Raw genomic sequence first — 20,964 nt, 5'->3', positions numbered from 1 at the left:
GAACGGAGATGTCTGTAGGTAAAACGCATAATTTTATTAATAACTTTTCAAATAAGATAAAGAGAACACAGGTTATTTTTACTATATCAGAATAAAACAGTAGAAGTAATTATCTATAAAGATTGCTTTAATTGAAAAACAATTTGTACGTAATGAATCCTATAAATAACACTAAAATTAATACAAGCGTTTCTTTCCAACCCATACCATTTAAATTCCCACTACTTCCTCTATTAACTCCATCGTTTAGTGCACCCGTAGGATTGTTTTTTAATTCACTTTGTCTTAAACGCTCTCTTTTTTCTTCTGGTGTTTCCTTTTTCTTTGATTCCATATGACAAACACCTCCCCAATAATAAATATTTACTTATTTATACTAAAGATAGATATATTCATAATTGCGTCCGAAATCGGCTTTGTGCTTAGGCCTGTAGATGTTTTTTGTGCGAAAGCGCAGGGCTAACGTAGCGGCAGTAACAAAGGGTTTTGTCTGTGCGAAAGCGAAGAGACTGCAACAACATGAGGGCCGACACGATGTCAGTCATTTCGGTAATGCCACAGGACGTGGTTTTTTACCGATGCATGTCAGTTAGCCGTTACAAAATTGCACGTGGCTTATATGAAAAAATGGGCTATGAAATTACGAATATAACAATGGCTAAAACAATTTGATAATGTAACACCAAAGTCCAAGTACTCAATTAATATTGAGCTTGGGCTTTTTTTACCAGAGGAGAATATAAACGTCTTTGCTTTTAATATTGGGGACGCTTCTTCAACTAATACGAACGGGGTGCTTTAGTTAAATTTTGATTCACGAAATATCAAACTAAGTTGTACAAAAAAAGGTACTGCGAATCGCAGTACCTTTTAATATGCTAATTAATTGTCTTTTTAACCTTCGATTTTGCTTTTTGTACTTCAAAACAGAACCCGTTACTATAAGATAGACTTTTTTCAAATGTCTACCTTATAGGGTACAGTTTACTTCGTGTTAGTCTTTTAAATATTTTGGGATTCTGGATTCTTGTTACCAACATTTCTCTAAGTCTTATTCGATCACATTATAATGCTTTTCTACAACTTCCCAAGTAAAATTGAACACAAGAGCGAGCGAAGCGGCTCATCGAACGGCCCAGGAAAGCGCCAGTCGGAACGGAGATCAACCACATGTTTTGATAATAGTCTTTTCGAGTATTCATTTTCCTTTTACTGGTTGGAAAAAGAAAGGCAGAATCACAAATTTGTAATTCTGCCTAAAACATCAACTATGATGTGTAAATTATCGTATTGAATTAATTCTTAATTATAAAAAACTCAAGCCTGTACGTTTTCTTCTTCATTTTCAAGCATTTTGTGCAAATAATTAATTATTTCACGTATACCTTCTAATGAATTCACAAGTATTTTCGGGTCAACGTAAGTAATCATACGATTTTCAAGATTTGCCACAGCTGTAAAGTAGCGTGTTTTTGAATAATTGACAAGGCCCATCTGCTTTAATACTGACTCATCAAAATCAAGAATTTCACGAGCTTCTGTTACAAGTAATCCATAATTTACAACATCCGTGTTCAACACAATAATCCGTGCTGTTGCAACATTAGAGGTACGATTATAAAGAATACGCTCAAAATCAAGGACAGGCACAAGCTCGCCACGAATTCTTGTGAAACCTAGAAGATAATTAGGCAAATGAGGAATCGGCGTTACTTGCTCTAACTTTTCAATCGAAATCGCTTGTTCCACAGGCACTGCATATTCCTCTGTACCACAAGCAAAAACTACTGCCTTTACACTTTCCATTCGGTCACGTCCTTCGATTCTGTTGTTATTTTTTCGCAGACTCTTTTACGATTTCAACAAGTAAATCTGCTAATTTTTCTAATTCTTCTACTGGGATTTTTTCATTTGTTGTATGAATGTCCTCGTACCCAACAGAAAGATTGACTGTAGGAATGCCAAAACCTGCAATAACATTAGCATCGGAACCTCCGCCTGAAATACCAAGCTTCGGTGTGCGATCGATGTTGTGTACAGCTGCCATTGCCACTTGAACAACTTTATCTGATTCTGTTACACGGAATCCAGGATACATAAGCTTTACTTCAACCTCAGCTTTTGCTCCTAATGAAGCAGCAACTTGCTCAAACGTCTCCTGCATATGCTGAGTCTGTGCATCTAGCTTCGCTTTGTCGATTGAACGAGCTTCTGCAAGAATCGTTACTTCATCACATACAATATTTGTTGCCTGTCCACCTTCAAAGCGTCCAATATTTGCTGTTGTTTCTTCATCTAATCGACCCAGCTTCATTTTTGCAATACATTTAGAAGCAACCGTAATCGCTGAAATTCCTTTTTCTGGAGCAACACCAGCGTGAGCAGTTTTCCCAATTATTTTAACGGAAATTTTCGCTTGGAATGGAGCTGCTGTGACAATTCCTCCTACTTTGCCATCACTGTCTACTGCAAAGCCATACTTTGCTTTAATTTTAGATGGATCTAACTCTTTAGCGCCAACGAGTCCACTTTCCTCGCCAGCTGTAATAATAAATTCAATATCACCATGTTCAATATTTTGCTCTTTTAAGCGTTTAACCATTTCAAATAATGCGGCAAGACCAGCTTTGTCATCAGCACCTAAAATAGTTGTACCATCTGACACGATATAGCCATCTTCACGAAGAGATGGTTTAATCCCTTTACCAGGGACAACTGTATCCATATGAGAAGTAAAATAAATTGGTTCGATATCTAATGAACCTTTTAGTGTAGCAAGAATATTACCTGCTCCATGCCCGTTTCGAGTATGTGCATCATCTTGTTCTACTGTAAAACCAAGCGCTGTTAGTTTGTCGATTAAAACCGGCGCAATCACTTGTTCATGTTTTGTTTCTGAATCGATTTGTACGAGCTCAAAAAACTCTTCTACTAAACGACTTGTCATGTTGTAGGACTCCCTTAGTTTACGTGTATTTCCACGATATAGTATAGGTTTATTTTAGCACAACGTGTAAAGAGTTGAAATAATTCGCTAACAGGAACTACGACTATTTATGAAGGAATAGCAATTCCCCCTCAAAAAAAACATTGCTGAAGTTTTGTATTATTACTATAAATTAGAGTGACAAGCCAGAAGGTACATTTTAAGTGGTTGATTGGAGTGGAGGCTGGGCGACTCCTCGGGGATCAGTGATAGGGGAACGAAGTCTAAAACCATCACATCCTGTGATAACGCCTCCGTGACCAACATCGTGTTGGCCCGAGACCCTGCAGCGAAGCGAAGCGGCTCATCGGACACCCCCAGGAAAGCGCCCAGCCGGAACGGAAATCAATCCCTCGTTTTGTCGATATTTTTTTATTATTAAACGAAAAAAAAACCTGTGAAAAGAGGGAAAATCTTTTCACAGATTACTTTATATTCACGTTTTGCAAGATCGTTTCTTTTTCTTGTTGCAGAGACTGCAAATAATCATCTGCCTTGTTATGTTTATCCTGTAGACGCAAAATTGTATTATGTACATCATCTTGTACACGAGAGACCTGATCTCTTGCAGTGGATATTTTAGAATGGACAGACCAAGCTGAAAAAATATCATCAAAGAAATAGTCCGCAAATTTTACGAATCCATCTGTTTCAATCTGTAATGATTTCGTTGACATCTCATGTACATCCAGCAATTCGTTATGGAAGCGTTGTAACGCAATTTGAGCATTGTGAAGATAATTTTCGGTTTTATCCAGTGCATCATGCTTTAAATGTGTAACAAAGAATCCTCCACCAAAAAACGTATCCCAAGTTGAATATCCATTTGCGGAATGCAAGGACTCTGCTGCTTGTCCAAGCTCAGTAATTGCTGTTTCACCAGCCGCTTCTGCTTCCTTTATTTCTATCATTAGTTGTTTTGTTAACATTTCTTCATGCGCTAATTGTTCAAGCCTTTTTGCCTGTTCAGGCTCATGGATTTGTAAGTAGCCTTTCTTTTTAGCATTTAATTGGCTTAAAGCTCCTTGTAACTCTTGCTCATTAATTTGAGAAATTTTAGTGTTGATTTGCCCCAAATCATGCGTCAAATCAACATCCATCTTCTTCGCTTCATTTATTTTTAATTCAAGAATGGCCGCTTTATCAATTTTTTCTGCACGTAGCTCATCTTGTTGCCCTGTCCACGTACGAATCATATTCATAAAAGAAAAGCCTTCTAATTTATCGAGTCTCAAACGAATTTGATTGAGTGCATTAGAATGTTTGTAAATTTCCTGTTGGGCATGCTCGATTTGCTGTTCAATTAAAACCTTTTGTTCACTTAATCTACTGGCATTTCTTAATTGTGCATGAATCATTTCTTGCTCTTTTTGTAATTGTTTCCATTCCATTCATCTCAACTCCTCTTACCTATATGTACGGATGAAATGAAAATATGTTTCAATTTTCTGTCTCATCCCCATAACGTATGGTTGATTTCCGTCCCGCCTGAGCGCTTTGTCGCTTTCGCACAGATAAAACATTTGCTGACGCTTCGCTTTCGCACAGAGCAAAGCTTCCCGGGGGCGTCCGATGAGCCGCTTGGGCCAACACGATGTTGGTCACGAAGGCGTTATCACAGGATGTGATGCACTTAGCCTTCGTTCCCCTACTTGCTCGCTCCAGGGTCTCATCTGTGACGCTGTGATCTAATCCCCAAGGAGTCGCCCAGCCTCCACTCCAATCAACTGATATACATGGCATATTATCCTCAACTATTGGTGATGAGCCAATTATCTGTCATTCTCATATCAAATTAATTCAAGTCTAAAAGAAAAGCCTAGCAATCCGAATGGATACTAGGCATGTACATTTTTTATAGAGGAATGTTTCCGTGCTTTTTCTCTGGACGTGTTTCGTGTTTATTTGATAACATATCTAGCCCTTGAATTAGCTTAATACGCGTATCACGTGGATCGATAACATCGTCAACCATACCGCGAGATGCCGCAACGTATGGGTTTGCGAATTTTTCTTTATACTCTTCGATTTTCGCTGCACGTGTTGCTTCTGGATCTTCTGATTTTGCAATTTCTCGCGCGAAGATAATATTAGCTGCACCTGCCGCACCCATAACAGCAATTTCTGCGTTAGGCCAAGCAAATACTAAATCAGCCCCAATTGATTTAGAGTTAAGCGCAACGTATGCACCGCCGTAAGCTTTACGTAGAATCACTGTAATTTTTGGTACAGTTGCTTCTGAGTATGCGTAAAGGATTTTCGCTCCGTGACGGATGATACCACCATGCTCTTGTTTAACACCTGGGAAGAAACCAGAAACGTCTTCAAATGTGATGATTGGTATATTATAAGCATCACAAGTACGAATGAAACGAGCAGCCTTGTCTGAAGAATCAATATCTAACCCACCGGCTAATACTTTAGGTTGGTTACATACAAGACCAACTGATTCACCAGCAATACGCGCAAAACCAACTACTACGTTTTTCGCAAATTCTGAATGAACTTCCATAAATGAGCCTTCGTCCACTATTTGCTCGACTACTTTGCGTACATCATAAGGACGAGTTGTTTCGATTGGAACAGCATCCACGATTTCTGGACGATAGTCATCACCCTCTGGACGTGCCTGACGCGGAGCTTTTTCTTTATTATTTTGTGGTAAGTAGCTTAATAGTTTCTTAATTTCATTAATAGCTTCTTCTTCAGATGGTGCGCGGAAGTGTGCGTTACCACTTACAGCGTTGTTTACTTTAGAACCACCTAAATCTTCAGCAGAGATTTGTTCACCTGTTACTGTTTCGATAACTTTAGGTCCTGTAATAAACATTTGAGATGTTTTATCAACCATTAGAATGAAGTCTGTAATTGCTGGAGAATATACCGCCCCACCAGCACATGGTCCCATGATAACTGAGATTTGCGGAATTACCCCAGAGTAGATTGCATTACGATAGAAAATATGACCATAACCATCAAGTGAAAGCACACCCTCTTGAATACGAGCACCACCTGAATCATTAATACCGATAAATGGTGTACCATTTTTTGCAGCTAGATCCATTACTGTTGCCATTTTTTTGGCATGCATTTCACCAAGCGCTCCACCAAATACTGTGAAATCTTGAGAGAATAAGTATACTGGACGTCCATTAATTTTACCGAAACCAGTCACTACACCATCACCAGGGCCTTCCATCTTGTCCATGCCGAAGTCTACTGTACGGTGTGTAATGAATGGGTTGATCTCGAAAAATGTACCTTCGTCTAGTAATAATTCAATACGCTCACGAGCAGTTAATTTCCCTTTATCATGTTGCTTCTCGATGCGCTCATAGCCGCCACCAAGTTCAATTACTGTCTTACGGTCATACAAGTCATTAATTTTGTCGAACATATCCATACTGATCACTTATCCCCTTTTCCACTTTTATCGCATAATTCATATAACACACCAAAAGATGATTTCGGGTGCATGAAAGCAACCTCTGCACCACCAGCACCTGGTCCTGGCTCTTCCGATAAAAGACGTACGCCTTTTTCACGAAGCTCTGCCATACGCTCACGAATCCCTGTTACACCGAAAGCTACATGGTGAATACCTTCTCCACGTTTTTCGATATATCCATGAATAGTACTTTTTTCACTCATCGGTTCTAATAACTCAATTTTTACATTACCCGCATCTATGAATGCAACACGAACCTGTTGAGATTCTACTTCTTCCACTTTTAGCAGCTTTAAGCCTAAAGTTTCTGTATAATATGTAATGCGTTCATCAAGATCGCGGACTGCAATCCCAATATGATCTACTCTCTCCATGGTGACATCTCCTTCTGTTATGGTACATAATCTATTTTACAGACTTTTTCGTCAAAACTCTACTACTTGAGAAATTTTTCAGATTTGATAAACTATTTATAAGAAAAGAAGGAGCGAACGAGCATATGAGTAATAAAAAATTTCAAAAAATCGTTGTTTATACTATGGTCGCAATCATGGTAATCTCATCTCTAGCATTCGGCTTATCGATGCTAGTGTAATGAAAAACTAGGCGTCCGCATTACTGCGGGCGCTTTTTCTTTACCTTTAACCCCTTAAAAGACTGCTTTATTTCTAAATATCGATCCATTTCCTCTATAAATTGATAGAGTGCCGCTTGTGCTAGAAATTGCTCATGATTTTTCGGTAAAGGTAACTGGGCGAAATCTAGCTTTACTTGCTCTAATTTCTCTCTAAAATGACTAGCCGTATTTCCTGAATGAACATGTTCACCTAGGTCTTGTAAAAAGTCTGCAACGATCACAGCCTCTTGTACTATAACAGGAAGCGCCGTTATTTTGGGAAGAACCCTATCAATAATTTCTAGCTGCTGTTCACGCATATCAAAATACACGTAGTAGTCATTTTCTCGTCTCGTAAAATGATTTTCAACATCTTTAAACGCTAGGGATTTCGCACTATTTAACGCTTTAATCGCTTCAATAATTTCCTGCCCATCCCACAATGTATCGCCTTCTCTTAAATAGTTGGCAATTTCTAAAAAAATCTTACTGTAAAGTTCCTCAATTTTAACTCGGTAGTAATTTAATTCCTTTTGAATGTCTGGCATATACATATTTATAGCTATTCCCGTACCATATCCAATTGCCATTAATGCAAATTCATTATAAACAAGTGCCAATGAAAAGCTTTTAGCAGCATAAATATGCATGATAATAACGGCACTAGAGACAAAGCCATCCGCTACCTTTAATGACACAATTGTTGGTATAAAAATGATCAGCATACCTGCTAATGTAAGCGGATGATAAGAAAATAGCTCAAAGCTCAAAAATGCATAAAACATTGCGATAATACTTGCGACAAATCGTGTATATGCAGCATGAAGAGATTTTTTCTTCGTTGGCTGTACACATAATATTGTTAGAATACCAGCAGATGCATAAGAAGCTAATTCAAAGTATTGGGCAATGGCAATAGCGATTGCTGCGCCAAATGCCGTTTTTAATGTACGATAGCCGATTGAAAACTTCTTCAAGTCGACTGCCTCCTATCTTTTAGTACTCTACATTTACAAACGTGTTGATTAGCTATATTTTCAAACATAGGCTCATCACCATAACGTGGGGTTGATTTCCATTCCGGCTGGGCGCTTTCCTGGGGGCGTCGAGGCAACAGGATGTTGGTCACGAAGGCGTTATCACAGGATGTGATGCTTTTAGCCTTCGTTCCCCTATCGCTGTTCCCCAAGGAGTCGCCCATCCTCCACTCCAATCAACTAATATTCATTGAATACGTTTTACTAATGTCACCAACAGTTTTGGTGATGAGCAACAATATTGTAGTCCTAGAAAAATAAAAGATTTCACCACAAATATGCCCAATATTGCTAATCAACACACCTGTTAATTTTATTCATTTAAAAACTTTAGATTATTCATTTAGCCAATATTTCAAATATTCCGAACGTCAATTGACTAGTATGTTGAAAATAAAAGAAAGTTATCAATAACGTCATGCTAATCGGGGATCAATTAGCATGGCTATGAAGTAAGCGCCCGCAGATATTTTGTAGCTGCGGGGCTTCCTACTTATAGAATAACGTCACTTTTAACTCTATGAATAAAATTAAAGTTCGTCGCAGTATTCCTCAAAGTTTGCTTGTAAGTTCGTTACTACTGACATTGGGTCATGCCCTTCAATTTCATAGCGTCCAACTTCTGCTACTACTTGTCCATCCTTTAATAACACAAATGATGGGGAGGATGGGATATGATCTTCACCAAAGTGATAACGAGCAGCTGCAGTTGCTTCTTTATCTTGACCAGCAAACACCGTTACAAGATGGTCTGGACGTTTATCGTAATGTACGCATTGTGCTGCTGATGGACGTGCGATACCTCCTGCACAGCCGCATACTGAGTTTACCATGACTAATGTTATACCTGGACGAGCAAACGCCTCTTCAACAGCTTCTGGCGTGCGAAGCTGCTCATAACCTGCAGCCTCAATTTCTGCACGTGCTGTTTTTAAAATTTCTTGCATAAATAAATCGTAATCCATATTCATATAGCGATAGCTCCTTTCAAGTTCGCGTCATCATCATCAATTATGCCTCGGCATAATTACTTCCGGAGGCTTTAACTTCTTTCAGCTGAATGAAGTTAAACTTACTAGCTTTAGATATTCGACGCTCATACATCTCCTATCATAGCAGTTAGTGACGAATTTGTGCACCTACTTGCTCACATATTAGATGATATTATTTCTTTGATGGTTCATCGCTAAATAAACGATCTACACCTTGTGTAACTGTCAACTGTCCATTTAAAATTTGACGTTCTAGAAGTTGCACTTGTGCTTTACGTTCTGGATTACCATAAAACATATCGATTAAATGGTCGGTAATCATCGATTGGAACCAATCTCTCGTCTGATTTTGACGTCTGATTGACCAGTAATTATTTGCCTCAACAATTTGTCTGAACTCCCCTATTGTATTCCAGACTTTATCGAGACCACGTTTTTCCCACGAGCTTACTGGCATTGCTGTGGACATCCAACCTGGAGTTGCAGGCTGTAAGAAATGTAAAATTTGCTTGTACTCGGATACCGTTTTTTTAGCCAGACGAACATTATCACCATCAGCCTTATGAACAACGATGGCATCCGCTAACTCCATAATGCCCTTCTTCATGCCTTGTAGCTCGTCTCCGGCACCTGTTAAAACTAACAGCAAGAAGAAATCAACCATCCCTCGGACATACGTTTCACTTTGTCCAACACCAACTGTTTCTATTAAAATGACATCATAACCAGCCGCTTCACAAACAAGCATCGTTTCACGTGTCTTTTTATGAACACCCCCTAGGGTACCAGCTGACGGAGAGGGACGAACAAATGCATTCGGCTTTTTCACGAGCTCCTCCATTCGTGTTTTATCGCCTAAAATACTTCCTCCTGATAAAGAAGAGCTTGGATCAATCGCAAGGACTGCCACTTTTTTCCCCAACTCACAAAGCATCGTTCCGAAAGCCTCAATGAACGAACTCTTTCCTGCACCAGGCACGCCTGTTATCCCAATACGGACACTGTTTCCTGTATGTGGTAGAAGCTCTTGTAGGAGTTCTTGTGCTTGCACTTTATGTGTTGCATTTGAACTTTCAATGAGTGTAATAGCTTTTGACAAGTGTGTACGAGAGCTTGCACGTACTTCTTGTGCAAGCTCCTGTATGTTTAAATTGTCTGCTTTTTTCTTTCGGAATTTTTTCGGTGTACCATATTGCATTCCGTCGTGAGTTGCCTCTACTCCGTCCATAACAAATAGCGCACTTTCAGGCATTCCTTTGTTTTTGTCCATTATTCAGACACTTCCTCATAGCCTAAACGTTTGTAAATCTCTTCAATAATCTTTTGTGCCGATACAGGAATAACTGTACCTGGTCCAAAAATCGCGACTGCACCAGCGTCATAAAGGAAGTCATAATCTTGTGCTGGAATAACACCACCAACAATAATAATGATATCTTCGCGACCCAGTTTTTCTAACTCTGCTACTAATTCAGGAACTAGCGTTTTATGACCAGCTGCCAAGGAAGATACACCAATAACATGAACATCGTTTTCTACAGCCATTTGAGCTGCTTCAGCAGGTGTCATAAATAATGGTGAAATATCTACGTCAAAGCCTAAGTCTGCATAGCCTGTTGCCACAACTTTTGCACCACGGTCATGTCCATCTTGTCCCATTTTCGCTACTAAAATACGTGGGCGACGACCTTCATTTTCAAGGAACTCCTCTGTCATTTGTTTCACTTCTGCAATTTGTTCTTCATCTGAGAAGTTTGCAGAGTAAACACCAGAAATGGAACGAATTACTGCCTTATGACGACCTGAAACAACTTCGATTGCATCGGAAATTTCTCCTAATGAAGCACGAGCACGGGCAGCATCTACTGCAATCGCTAATAAGTTTTCGTCTCCATCTTGCGCCGCTTTTGTTAATCGAGCTAGATGTTTTTGTACTTCTGCTTCATCACGCGCCGCCTTCATGGCTTCTAAACGTTCAATTTGCTTTTGACGAACTAATGTATTATCAATGTCAAGAATGTCGATAGGTTCTTCTTTTTCTAAACGATATTTGTTTACACCAACGATCGTTTCTGTTTTAGAGTCGATTTTCGCTTGACGTTTTGCCGCAGCCTCTTCGACTTTCATTTTTGGAAGACCTGTTTCAATCGCTTTCGCCATACCACCAAGCTCTTCAATTTCTTCAATTAAGGCCCATGCAGATTTTGTAATCTCGTCTGTTAATTTTTCCACATAGTACGAACCGCCCCATGGGTCAATAACCTTCGTCATAGCCGTTTCTTCTTGTAAGAACAACTGAGTATTACGTGCAATACGCGCAGAGAAATCAGTTGGTAGAGCAATCGCTTCATCAAGTGCATTTGTATGAAGAGATTGGGTATGCCCCATTGAAGACGCATTTGCTTCGATTAATGTACGTGTCACATTGTTAAATGGATCTTGCTCTGTTAAAGACCAGCCAGATGTTTGTGAGTGTGTACGAAGTGCTAATGTCTTAGGGTTTTTCGGATTAAACGTTGACATCATTTGTGACCAAATTCGACGTGCAGCACGCATTTTTGCAACTTCCATGTAATAGTTCATACCGATTGCCCAGAAGAATGATAAACGTGGTGCAAAGGCATCAATATCGATTCCAGCTTTAAGCCCTGTACGAACATATTCAAGTCCATCTGCTAATGTATAAGCAAGCTCAATGTCATTTGTTGCTCCAGCTTCTTGAATATGGTAACCAGAAATCGAAATAGAGTTAAATTTCGGCATATATTTCGCTGTATATTCAAAAATATCTGCAATAATTTTCATAGACATTGCCGGTGGATAAATATATGTGTTACGAACCATGTATTCCTTTAAAATATCGTTTTGAATCGTACCAGCTAATTGATCTGGTGTAACGCCCTGCTCTTCAGCAGCAACGATATAAAATGCAAGAACTGGTAATACAGCACCATTCATTGTCATAGAAACTGACATTTGATCTAAAGGAATTTGGTCAAATAAGATTTTCATATCTTCTACAGAATCAATCGCTACGCCGGCTTTACCAACATCCCCTGTTACACGCGGATGGTCTGAGTCATAGCCACGGTGAGTTGCTAAGTCAAAGGCAACAGAAAGACCTTTTTGACCCATTGCTAAATTACGTTTGTAGAATGCATTCGATTCTTCAGCTGTTGAGAAACCAGCATATTGGCGAACAGTCCAAGGGCGTGCTACATACATAGTAGGGTATGGACCGCGCGTATTTGGCGCAATACCTGCTACATCATTTAAATGCTTTGCCTCTTTAATATCTTCTTTTGTGTATATATCTTTAATTTCGATTCCTTCATTTGTCATGAATTTTTCTTCTGACGCTTGAGGTGCTTCTGCTGCTAAAACTTTTTCGATTTCAACTGCACTAAAATTTGGCTTGCTCATCGTTGGACCTCCTTCATGCTAGCGAACACTGAATTTAATTTTTCGATGATGTTCTGTCCTGCGAAAATAAAGCCGTTTAAGCCATTTGCTAACCAAGCTTCTTCTTCGTCTTTAAATTTACCTGCAACGTCAACAATTACGTTTGCTCGTTTGCCAGCTAAAATGGCTGGTACTAATTCTTTTGTATCGTCATCATTACCTGCAATGACCACATATGTTGCTTCTGTAGCATTTAACCAAGCTAACGCTTCTTCAGCTGTAGCAATTGGTTCACTTTTTTCTGGTACTAGACCTACAGTATTTATGAAACCTGATACGAAATCAGCACGTGGTTTTGAGCTTTTTATTGTACCTAATGCTAAGATTCCTGTTTTCACATTTGCTGCTGTCATTTCCGCACGTAATTGCTCAAAAGGTTTAGCAATGCGCTTAATTTCAGCAAATGCTGGGTTTGTTGCGCTTTCAAGCACATCTGCTGGATTGGCATAAATATTTGTACCGATCAGTGATTGCTTACGTGTTTGTACCGCTTTGATACGAGCTTGATAGGATTTTTCTAGTTCCTCCGCAAGCTTTCCTGATGCAGTGTAAGCGTCGATGCCTCCAGCTGCTTCAATTTCTAAGAATAATGCCCAAGCTTCTTTCACAAAATCTGCTGTTAATGACTCAATAAAGTAAGAGCCACCTGCTGGATCTATAACTTTTAAAACATTTGTTTCTTCTTTTAAGATTAAAGATACATTTCGTGCAATACGAACCGATTGATCTGTTGGTTTCGTTAATGCATCATGAGGGTGAACTGTAAAGATATCCGCACCACCAATTAAGCCAGAAAGAGCTTCATTCGCAGAACGTAATAAGTTTACATAAACATCTAGCTTCGAGAAGCTTCTTAACGATGTTTCGGCAAGCGTTGGAACTTTTACGCAATTAGATACTCCATATGCAGATGAGAACGCTTTCCAAAGTACTTTAAAAGCACGAAGTTTGGCAATCTCTGTAAAGAACTGTGTATCTACTGCAAATGATACATAAAATTTCTTCGCGAATGCTTCAAAGCTTTCTTCTTGATTTGCGTACTTTGCGGCTAACGCAAGTGCATATGCTAACTCTTGTACTGCGTTTGCTCCTTCATTATGATAAACCGTTGTGTCCGCACCGATTGAGCGCACGCTCGGGAAATTATTTATAGAGATAGGGTTTTTCGATACGATGAAACCTTTTACAACTTCTCGCTGATCAACAGCTATTTTGTCGAATACTGCTAATAATGGGTCATTTGAATTTTCAACCGACATTTTAAACGAATATTCAGAGAAATAAGTCGCTAATTGTGCCACTACTTCTTCAGTCCATTCAAAATTCACACGGCTATCAATTGTTACTACTTCATTGCCTCGAGCTAAGCTATCATCAAGCTGTGCGAAAAATGCCTCGCTTGTTTCAGCATATATTTGCTGTGCCACTCGAAATGCTTGGTTATTTTGTAGGGAACGGATTGTAGCAACTTGTTTATCAAGTTCTTCACCAAGTTTTGCTACTAAACTTTCTTGGGTGTAAAGAGGTTCTAATGTAATACCTTCACTCGTTTTCGTTAAAAGAGACTCGAATGGTTTCCCTTTTAAAGCCTTGATTGCTGCATCTTGCCATTCTGAATAGGACGGCTTTTCAAATTCAATATTTTTCATGTTATTTGACATGCGGACGCTTAATCAGCTTCCCCCCTTAGTAGTTTCTATTTGTTATTCTACATGACAAATTGCGACTCGAAAAGCAAAAAAAAATCGGAAACCGTTATATAACAGGCTTCCGACAAGTCATCAGTAGACTGACGTTGAGGATTTATTTGTATTTTCGAGTATTTCTTTTACTCTATTTAGGAATTTACCACAGACTAGACCATCAAGAACACGATGATCTAAAGATAAACATAAATTCACAATATCTCTTGCAGCGAACATTCCACCAGGTAAAACAACCGGTTTTTTTACAATACTTTCCACCTGAAGAATCGCCGCTTGTGGGTAATTAATGATGCCCATCGACTGAACAGAGCCGAATGCACCCGTATTATTGACCGTAAATGTACCACCTTTTATATCATCCATCGACAGTTTTCCGGCACGAACTTTCACTGCAAGCTCATTAATTTCCTTCGCAATGCCTTTAATCGATTTTTCATCAGCGTGTTTTATAACAGGAACAAATAATGCATCCTCTGTTGCGACTGCAATGGAGATATTGATGTCATGCTTTTGAATAATTTTGTCCTCTGCCCACATAGAATTCATCATCGGGAATTCCTTTAGAGCTTGAGCAACAGCTTTTACAAAGAAAGCAAAATACGTAATATTAAAGCCTTCTTTTTGCTTAAATTCAGTCTTCATGCTATCACGATATGCTACTAAATCTGTAACATCCACTTCCATCATCATCCATGCATGTGGCACTTCATGAACGCTTCGTACCATATTATTAGCGATAGCACGGCGCACCTTCGTTACTGGAATTTCTATATCGCCTGCTTGCATTGGTTGTGTAGGTGTGGCCGCTTTAGTATTGTCCTGTGATGCAGGCTCTACCGGTGCTGATTGTGGAACAGCTACATCGACTGCAGGTGATGTTTCAACATGAGAAGTTGGCACATTTCCTGTTTCAATCAGTTTCATTAGGTCTTTTCTTGTAATACGTCCACCTTCACCAGTACCTGTGATTCGATCAAGGGCAATTTCATACTCTTGTGCAAGTCGAAGAACAGCTGGTGAATAGCGCACTTTATCCTGGCGAACTGTCTTTTCCGATGCTCTTGTAGCTGTAGTTGGTTGCTGCGTCTCCTGTTTCTTTTGTACACCTGCATTTAAAATCGCCGTACTTACCGCTGATTTTTTCGGTGGAGGCGGTGGAGGTAACTCACTGTCACCTGCTATTTCAACAGAACAAACGACTGCACCAACCGGTAACGTTTGCCCTTCCTCTGCAAGTAGCTCTGATATGACTCCTTCAAAAGAAGACGGGATTTCTGCATTTACTTTATCTGTTGCAACTTCTGCTAGTGGTTCATATTTTTTTACTGTATCACCTGGCTTGACAAGCCATTTTTCAATCGTACCTTCTGTTACACTTTCGCCGAGCTGTGGCATTGTAATATTTTGAATAGCCATCATCTATTCCCCCCATCAATTATGCCTAGGTGTAATTATATCTATCAAATTACTATCAAATTTATAATAAACGCATCACCATAAAGTGGAGGTTGATTTCCGTTCCGACTAGGCGCTTTCCTAGGGGCGTCCGATGAGCCGCTTGGGCCAACACGATGTTGGTCACGAAGGCGTTATCACGGGATGTGATGCTTTTAGCCTTCGATCCTCTATTGCTAAACCCCAAAGAGTCGCCCAGTCGTAACGAAGATCAACTTATATACACTTTTGATGAAGAGCCTTAAAATACCTGTGACATTTATAAGCTTTAGGTTATGACGCATAGATAAACAATCACATTTATTTTAACTTTTTAAAGCTTCTATTTACCACATGAGTGAATATTAAAAATAAACTCTTCTTTATTAGAATGCTGCAAGTTCTCGCATCGCACGCTCTACTTTTTCAGGGTTGATCATAAAATATTTTTCCATCGTCGGTGCATACGGCATAGCTGGAACATCAGGTCCTGCAAGACGTTGAATTGGTGCATCGAGTTCAAATAAACAATGCTCTGCAATGATTGCTGCAACTTCACTCATAATGCTACCTTCTTTATTATCCTCAGTAACTAGTAAAACTTTACCTGTTTTACTTGCCGCCTCAATGATTGCTTCTTTATCAAGTGGATATACCGTACGTAGGTCAAGAATATGCGCTGAAATACCATCTGCTGCTAGACGCTCTGCAGCTTGTAATGCAAAATGGACAGCTAAACCATACGTAATAACAGTAACGTCTTCCCCTTCCCGTTTAACATCTGCCTTACCAATCGGCAATGTGTAATCGTCTACTGGGACTTCCCCTTTAATAAGACGATATGCACGCTTATGTTCAAAAAACAGCACGGGATCTTCATCGCGAATTGCTGCTTTTAATAAGCCTTTTGCATCATACGGTGTTGAAGGTATAACAATTTTTAACCCTGGCGTTCCTGCAAAAAGCGCCTCAACAGACTGCGAATGGTAGAGCGCTCCGTGAATACCTCCACCAAATGGTGCACGTATAACCATCGGGCAAGACCAGTCATTATTTGAACGATAGCGGATTTTTGCTGCCTCAGAAACAATTTGGTTAACAGCAGGCATGATGAAGTCAGCGAATTGCATCTCGGCAATTGGACGCATTCCATACATCGCAGCACCAATCCCAACACCTGCAATAGCACTCTCTGCAAGAGGCGTGTCAAGTACCCGATGTTCACCAAATTGCTCGTAAAGACCTGCTGTCGCTTTGAAAACCCCGCCTTTACGACCAACGTCCTCTCCTAAAATGAAAACACGCTCATCACGTTCCATCTCTTCCTTCATCGCTAATGTAATCGCATCAATATAAGACATCACTGCCATTACACGTCACCTCCGTCCACTGGTGCATATACGTATTTCATAGCATGCTCTGGTGGTGCATACGGAGCAGCTTCTGCATAATCTGTTGCTTCATTCACCTCTGCCATAACACGTTCTTCTATTTCAGCACGAAGTTTTTCTGTTATAACTCCAGCATCCATTAGATACTTTTCAAATAACAGAATTGGATCCTTTGCCTTTCCTTCTGCTATATCTTCAGCAGTTCGATATTGACGATCATCATCATCCGAAGAATGAGCCGTTAAGCGATAAGTCACTGTTTCTATTAAACTTGGACCTTCACCTCTACGTGCACGATCAGCCGCTTCTTTCACAACCTTATAGACTTGCAATGGACATTTTCCATCAACTGTAACACCTGGCATACCATAGCCAATACCGCGATCTGATACTTTCGCACAGCCTAATTGACGTTCAACTGGCACAGAAATTGCATATTGATTATTTTCTACCATTATAATAACTGGAAGCTTATGCACTCCTGCGAAATTCGCACCTTCATGGAAATCGCCTTGGTTAGATGAACCTTCACCTAGTGTAACGAAAGTAATAAAATCTTCTTTTTGTAGGCGCCCTGCTAAAGCTACGCCCACCGCGTGTGGAACTTGTGTAGTAACTGGCGAAGAACCTGTTAGAATACGATTTTTCTTATGTCCAAAATGACCTGGCATTTGACGGCCACCCGAGTTCGGATCCTCTGCTTTAGCAAATGCGGATAACATCAATTCTCTCGGTGTCATGCCAAAATGTAAAACAACACCCATATCACGATAGTAAGGTGCAATATAATCTCTGTTATGATCAAGAGCAAAGGCAGCCCCTACCTGCGCCGCCTCCTGACCCTGACAAGAAATAACAAATGGAATTTTACCAGAACGGTTTAATAACCACATACGTTCATCTAGTCTTCTTGCCATTAACATCGTTTCGAAAATTGCAAGTACATCTTCATTTGTTAAACCTAAATCCTCATGCTTAATTTGAACACCTTGCATACGAACACCCCTTTCGAACGTTTCGCTTTCGCTACAAAAACACTTTCTGGATATGATAACTAAAGCATTTATGGCTCTTCACCAAAATATGTACTTGATTGCACATCCCACTCCAGAAAGGGCGTTTTCCACGAACGACGTCACCTTCCTCTTTATGCGCTTTTATACCAATCTACCTTTTAATCAAGAACAGATTTTTGTTTTGATCCTACTAGACTTTAGTTACGAAACTATGAATCTTATAAATGAATGGCGCGATGATCCACTGCTAACGCTGATTCTGCTAGCACCTCATTTAGTGACGGATGTGGATGAATGGCCTGACTTATTTCCCAAGGCGTTGCATCCAATAATTTAGCAAGCGATGCTTCTCCAATTAAATCTGTCACATGTGGTCCTACCATATGAATACCCAAAATATCATTCGTTTCTTCATCTGCAACGATTTTTACAAAGCCATCTGTCTCTCCATTAACTAGTGCTTTTCCAATCGCCTTGAACGGAAACTTACCAACCTTCAATGAATAACCTTGCTCTCGCGCATCCCTTTCTGTTAAGCCAATACTTGCAACCTCAGGGTAAGAATAAACGCATTTTGGAACATTTAGAACATCAAGCCCCTCTGTTTTACCCGTTGCAATATGCTCAATAGCAGATACCCCTTCGTGTGAGGCAACATGCGCTAATTGTAAACCACCGATAACATCCCCTATGGCATACATATGTGATTCCTTCGTTTGATACGAATCATTGACTTTGATAAATCCATTTTCTACTTCTATTTCTGTATTTTCTATGCCAATACCTTGTGTATTGGCTTCACGTCCAACACAAAGCAATAATTTATCTGCCTCGAATAATTCATCCTTATCATTTACTTTTGCAGAAATGAAAACGTTATCATTTTCAATTTTAAAGCTTCCTGAATCTAAGCGAGCGTTCGTCACAATTCGGACACCCCTTTTTTCAAGTTGCTTTGTTACTTCTTTTACAACATCCGCATCCTCTGCAGGTAAAATAGATGACCCATATTCAATGACCGTAACGTAAACCCCAAAATCGCAAAGCATCGAAGCCCATTCAATTCCAATAACTCCTCCGCCAACAATTAACAACGACTTTGGCAGTTCTTCCATTTCCAATGCATGATCAGAGCTCATCACATATTTACCGTCAACCGTTAGTCCCGCCATTCCTCTTGGCTTTGATCCAGTAGCAATCACCACATTTGTTGGAACTAGCATTTCATTTTCATCGCCATTACTCATTTCAACTGAAATAGTGCCAGGCATCGGTGAGAAAATGGATGGACCTAAAATCCGCCCTATTCCCTGATAAACGTCTATTTTGCCCTTTTTCATCAGTGTATTCACACCTTGGCTCAATTGCTCAACAATAGCTTGCTTTCTTTCTTGCACTTTGTCGAATTGCAATGTAACTCCTTCAATATCAACACCATATTCAGCTGCAGTTTTAGTTGCCATACGATACACTTCTGCACTTCGAAGTAAGGCCTTACTTGGTATACAGCCTTTATGCAAGCATGTTCCACCTAGTCGTTCACGTTCGACAATAGCTGTTTTTAAGCCCAACTGTGCAGCTCGAATTGCAGCAACATAGCCTCCTGTACCTCCGCCTAAAATGACAACATCATAGTTTTGAGCCATATGGATTCCCCCTTGTGAGAAAAATGCTAAACATTCATGTAATCTATTAATTTACGATAAAGTTAGAAGAAGTCGACTATGCGACTTCTTTCAACGAATAAGCGGTTCTTAACGACCGTGTAAAATATTTTTTTCATTTTTTAAGAATTGGCTACGAGATTTTGATACTCTAGCGATACGTTCTTCTGCTAAACGATTAGCTGCGACATATGTCGGTATACCATCACGTTTAGAAATCGCGAAGATTTTTTCGATGCTATCGTAAATGCCTTCGACACGCTTCATTGCACGTTCACGGTTATATCCATATAATTCATCAGCTACATTTATTACTCCACCGGCATTAATTACATAATCAGGTGCATAAACTATTCCTAATTCATGTAAATGATCACCATGTCGAGAATCTTGTAGTTGGTTATTGGCAGAACCTGCGATAACCTTTGCTTTTAGTTGCGGAATCGTTTCATCATTTAAAATCGCACCTAATGCACAAGGTGAGAAAATATCCACTTCCTGTGAATAGATTTCCTCTGGTGCTACAGCAGTCGCATCAAAATCATTCACAACTCGATCAATTGCCGCTTGATTAATGTCTGTAACAACAAGTTTTGCACCGTCATTATGTAAATATTCGCAAAGCTTGTAAGCTACATTTCCTAGACCTTGTACAGAAATAGTACGCCCCTCTAATGAGTCAGATCCAAACGCTTCTTTTGCTGCTGCTTTCATTCCAAGGTAAACTCCGTAAGCAGTTACTGGCGAAGGATTTCCTGATGAACCGAAAGCAGGAGAAATTCCCGTTACATAATTTGTTTCCTCATGCATTAAATCCATATCTGTCACTGTTGTACCTACATCTTCTGCAGTAATATAGCGACCATTAAGCCCTTGGATAAAACGTCCTAGTGCACGGAACATTTCTTCATTTTTATCTTTAAATGGGTCACCGATAATAACCGTTTTTCCACCGCCAAGGTTTAAACCAGCTGCAGCATTTTTATAGGTCATCCCTCGTGCCAAACGCAATGCATCCTCTATCGCATTTTCTTCTGATGCATATGTCCACATACGTGCCCCGCCTAATGCTGGTCCAAGTGTTGTGTCATGGATAGCGATAATCGCTTTTAACCCTGATGCTTCATCTTGGCAAAATACCAATTGTTCATAATCATACTTTTCCATATACTTGAAGATTTCCATAAAAACTCGCCCCTTTGCTTTGGAAAG

18 protein-coding genes are annotated in these 20,964 nt (G+C 39.7%); 2 read left to right on the top strand and 16 right to left on the bottom strand.

The genetic code is table 11. From position 1 onward, the window contains the following. Positions 1–127: 127 nt before the first annotated feature. On the bottom strand, positions 128–334 hold the full coding sequence (locus ACQKN2_RS12435) for a DUF6366 family protein (RefSeq protein WP_427415251.1): 207 nt from the start codon (positions 332–334) through the stop codon (positions 128–130). A gap of 200 nt (positions 335–534) precedes the next feature. Between ACQKN2_RS12435 and ACQKN2_RS12430 the strand changes: the two genes are divergently transcribed. Continuing rightward, complete coding sequence (locus ACQKN2_RS12430; protein ID WP_427415250.1) at positions 535–672, top strand: hypothetical protein; 138 nt, start codon at positions 535–537, stop codon at positions 670–672. 645 nt (positions 673–1,317) lie between these two features. On the opposite strand, the gene ACQKN2_RS12425 is transcribed toward ACQKN2_RS12430, so the two are convergent. From ACQKN2_RS12425 to mce, 5 genes are all read right to left on the bottom strand, one after another. Next, positions 1,318–1,806, bottom strand: a complete 489-nt coding sequence (locus ACQKN2_RS12425; protein WP_427415249.1) for a chemotaxis protein CheW — start codon at positions 1,804–1,806, stop codon at positions 1,318–1,320. A gap of 25 nt (positions 1,807–1,831) precedes the next feature. Next, positions 1,832–2,947, bottom strand: coding sequence for a M20/M25/M40 family metallo-hydrolase (locus tag ACQKN2_RS12420; protein WP_323647016.1), 1,116 nt, complete (start codon positions 2,945–2,947; stop codon positions 1,832–1,834). Positions 2,948–3,411: 464 nt separating this feature from the next. Continuing rightward, the gene (locus tag ACQKN2_RS12415; protein WP_427415248.1) at positions 3,412–4,377 is read right to left on the bottom strand and encodes a hypothetical protein; all 966 of its coding nucleotides are present in this window, start codon (positions 4,375–4,377) and stop codon (positions 3,412–3,414) included. Positions 4,378–4,841: 464 nt separating this feature from the next. Continuing rightward, positions 4,842–6,389 carry an acyl-CoA carboxylase subunit beta gene (locus tag ACQKN2_RS12410; RefSeq protein ID WP_427415247.1) on the bottom strand — a complete coding sequence of 516 codons (1,548 nt, stop codon included), beginning with the start codon at positions 6,387–6,389 and terminating at the stop codon, positions 4,842–4,844. 5 nt (positions 6,390–6,394) lie between these two features. After that, the gene (gene mce / locus ACQKN2_RS12405; protein WP_337989624.1) at positions 6,395–6,808 is read right to left on the bottom strand and encodes a methylmalonyl-CoA epimerase; all 414 of its coding nucleotides are present in this window, start codon (positions 6,806–6,808) and stop codon (positions 6,395–6,397) included. Positions 6,809–6,933: 125 nt separating this feature from the next. Between mce and prli42 the strand changes: the two genes are divergently transcribed. Then, positions 6,934–7,029, top strand: coding sequence for a stressosome-associated protein Prli42 (prli42, locus tag ACQKN2_RS12400; protein ID WP_158003016.1), 96 nt, complete (start codon positions 6,934–6,936; stop codon positions 7,027–7,029). A 20-nt stretch (positions 7,030–7,049) separates the two neighbouring features. Here prli42 and ACQKN2_RS12395 read toward each other — a convergent pair whose 3' ends face one another. From ACQKN2_RS12395 to ACQKN2_RS12350, 10 genes are all read right to left on the bottom strand, one after another. Then, positions 7,050–8,027 (bottom strand): aromatic acid exporter family protein, encoded by a 978-nt coding sequence (locus ACQKN2_RS12395; RefSeq protein WP_427415246.1) that lies wholly within the window; start codon positions 8,025–8,027, stop codon positions 7,050–7,052. Positions 8,028–8,617: 590 nt separating this feature from the next. Next, on the bottom strand, positions 8,618–9,058 hold the full coding sequence (locus tag ACQKN2_RS12390) for a BrxA/BrxB family bacilliredoxin (RefSeq protein ID WP_323647030.1): 441 nt from the start codon (positions 9,056–9,058) through the stop codon (positions 8,618–8,620). A 193-nt stretch (positions 9,059–9,251) separates the two neighbouring features. Continuing rightward, positions 9,252–10,349, bottom strand: coding sequence for a methylmalonyl Co-A mutase-associated GTPase MeaB (meaB, locus tag ACQKN2_RS12385; protein ID WP_427415245.1), 1,098 nt, complete (start codon positions 10,347–10,349; stop codon positions 9,252–9,254). Beyond that, positions 10,349–12,502, bottom strand: coding sequence for a methylmalonyl-CoA mutase (gene scpA, locus ACQKN2_RS12380; protein WP_427415244.1), 2,154 nt, complete (start codon positions 12,500–12,502; stop codon positions 10,349–10,351). Before scpA ends, meaB begins: the two co-directional genes overlap by 1 nt. Next, a complete protein-coding gene (locus ACQKN2_RS12375) occupies positions 12,499–14,190 on the bottom strand; it encodes a methylmalonyl-CoA mutase family protein (protein WP_427415243.1) in 1,692 nt (563 codons plus the stop codon). Before ACQKN2_RS12375 ends, scpA begins: the two co-directional genes overlap by 4 nt. Before the next feature lie 132 nt (positions 14,191–14,322). After that, positions 14,323–15,663, bottom strand: coding sequence for a dihydrolipoamide acetyltransferase family protein (locus tag ACQKN2_RS12370; RefSeq protein ID WP_427415261.1), 1,341 nt, complete (start codon positions 15,661–15,663; stop codon positions 14,323–14,325). Positions 15,664–16,067: 404 nt separating this feature from the next. After that, positions 16,068–17,051 carry an alpha-ketoacid dehydrogenase subunit beta gene (locus ACQKN2_RS12365; RefSeq protein ID WP_049664234.1) on the bottom strand — a complete coding sequence of 328 codons (984 nt, stop codon included), beginning with the start codon at positions 17,049–17,051 and terminating at the stop codon, positions 16,068–16,070. After that, on the bottom strand, positions 17,051–18,067 hold the full coding sequence (locus ACQKN2_RS12360) for a thiamine pyrophosphate-dependent dehydrogenase E1 component subunit alpha (protein WP_427415242.1): 1,017 nt from the start codon (positions 18,065–18,067) through the stop codon (positions 17,051–17,053). The genes ACQKN2_RS12365 and ACQKN2_RS12360 overlap by 1 nt, the downstream gene beginning before the upstream one ends. Positions 18,068–18,306: 239 nt before the next feature. Then, entirely contained in the window at positions 18,307–19,734 is a 1,428-nt protein-coding gene (gene lpdA, locus ACQKN2_RS12355) for a dihydrolipoyl dehydrogenase (RefSeq protein WP_427415241.1), read from the bottom strand. Between the two features lie 108 nt (positions 19,735–19,842). After that, positions 19,843–20,937: a Glu/Leu/Phe/Val dehydrogenase gene (locus ACQKN2_RS12350; protein ID WP_323647042.1), complete on the bottom strand. Its 1,095-nt coding sequence runs from the start codon at positions 20,935–20,937 to the stop codon at positions 19,843–19,845. Positions 20,938–20,964 lie beyond the last annotated feature (27 nt).

It is taken from the genome of Lysinibacillus sp. NPDC093688 (genome assembly GCF_050280145.1).
Lineage (GTDB): Bacteria > Bacillota > Bacilli > Bacillales_A > Planococcaceae > Lysinibacillus > Lysinibacillus xylanilyticus_B.
Note: the sequence above shows the minus strand (reverse complement) of the source record. Positions and strands in the feature narration are given on the sequence as shown.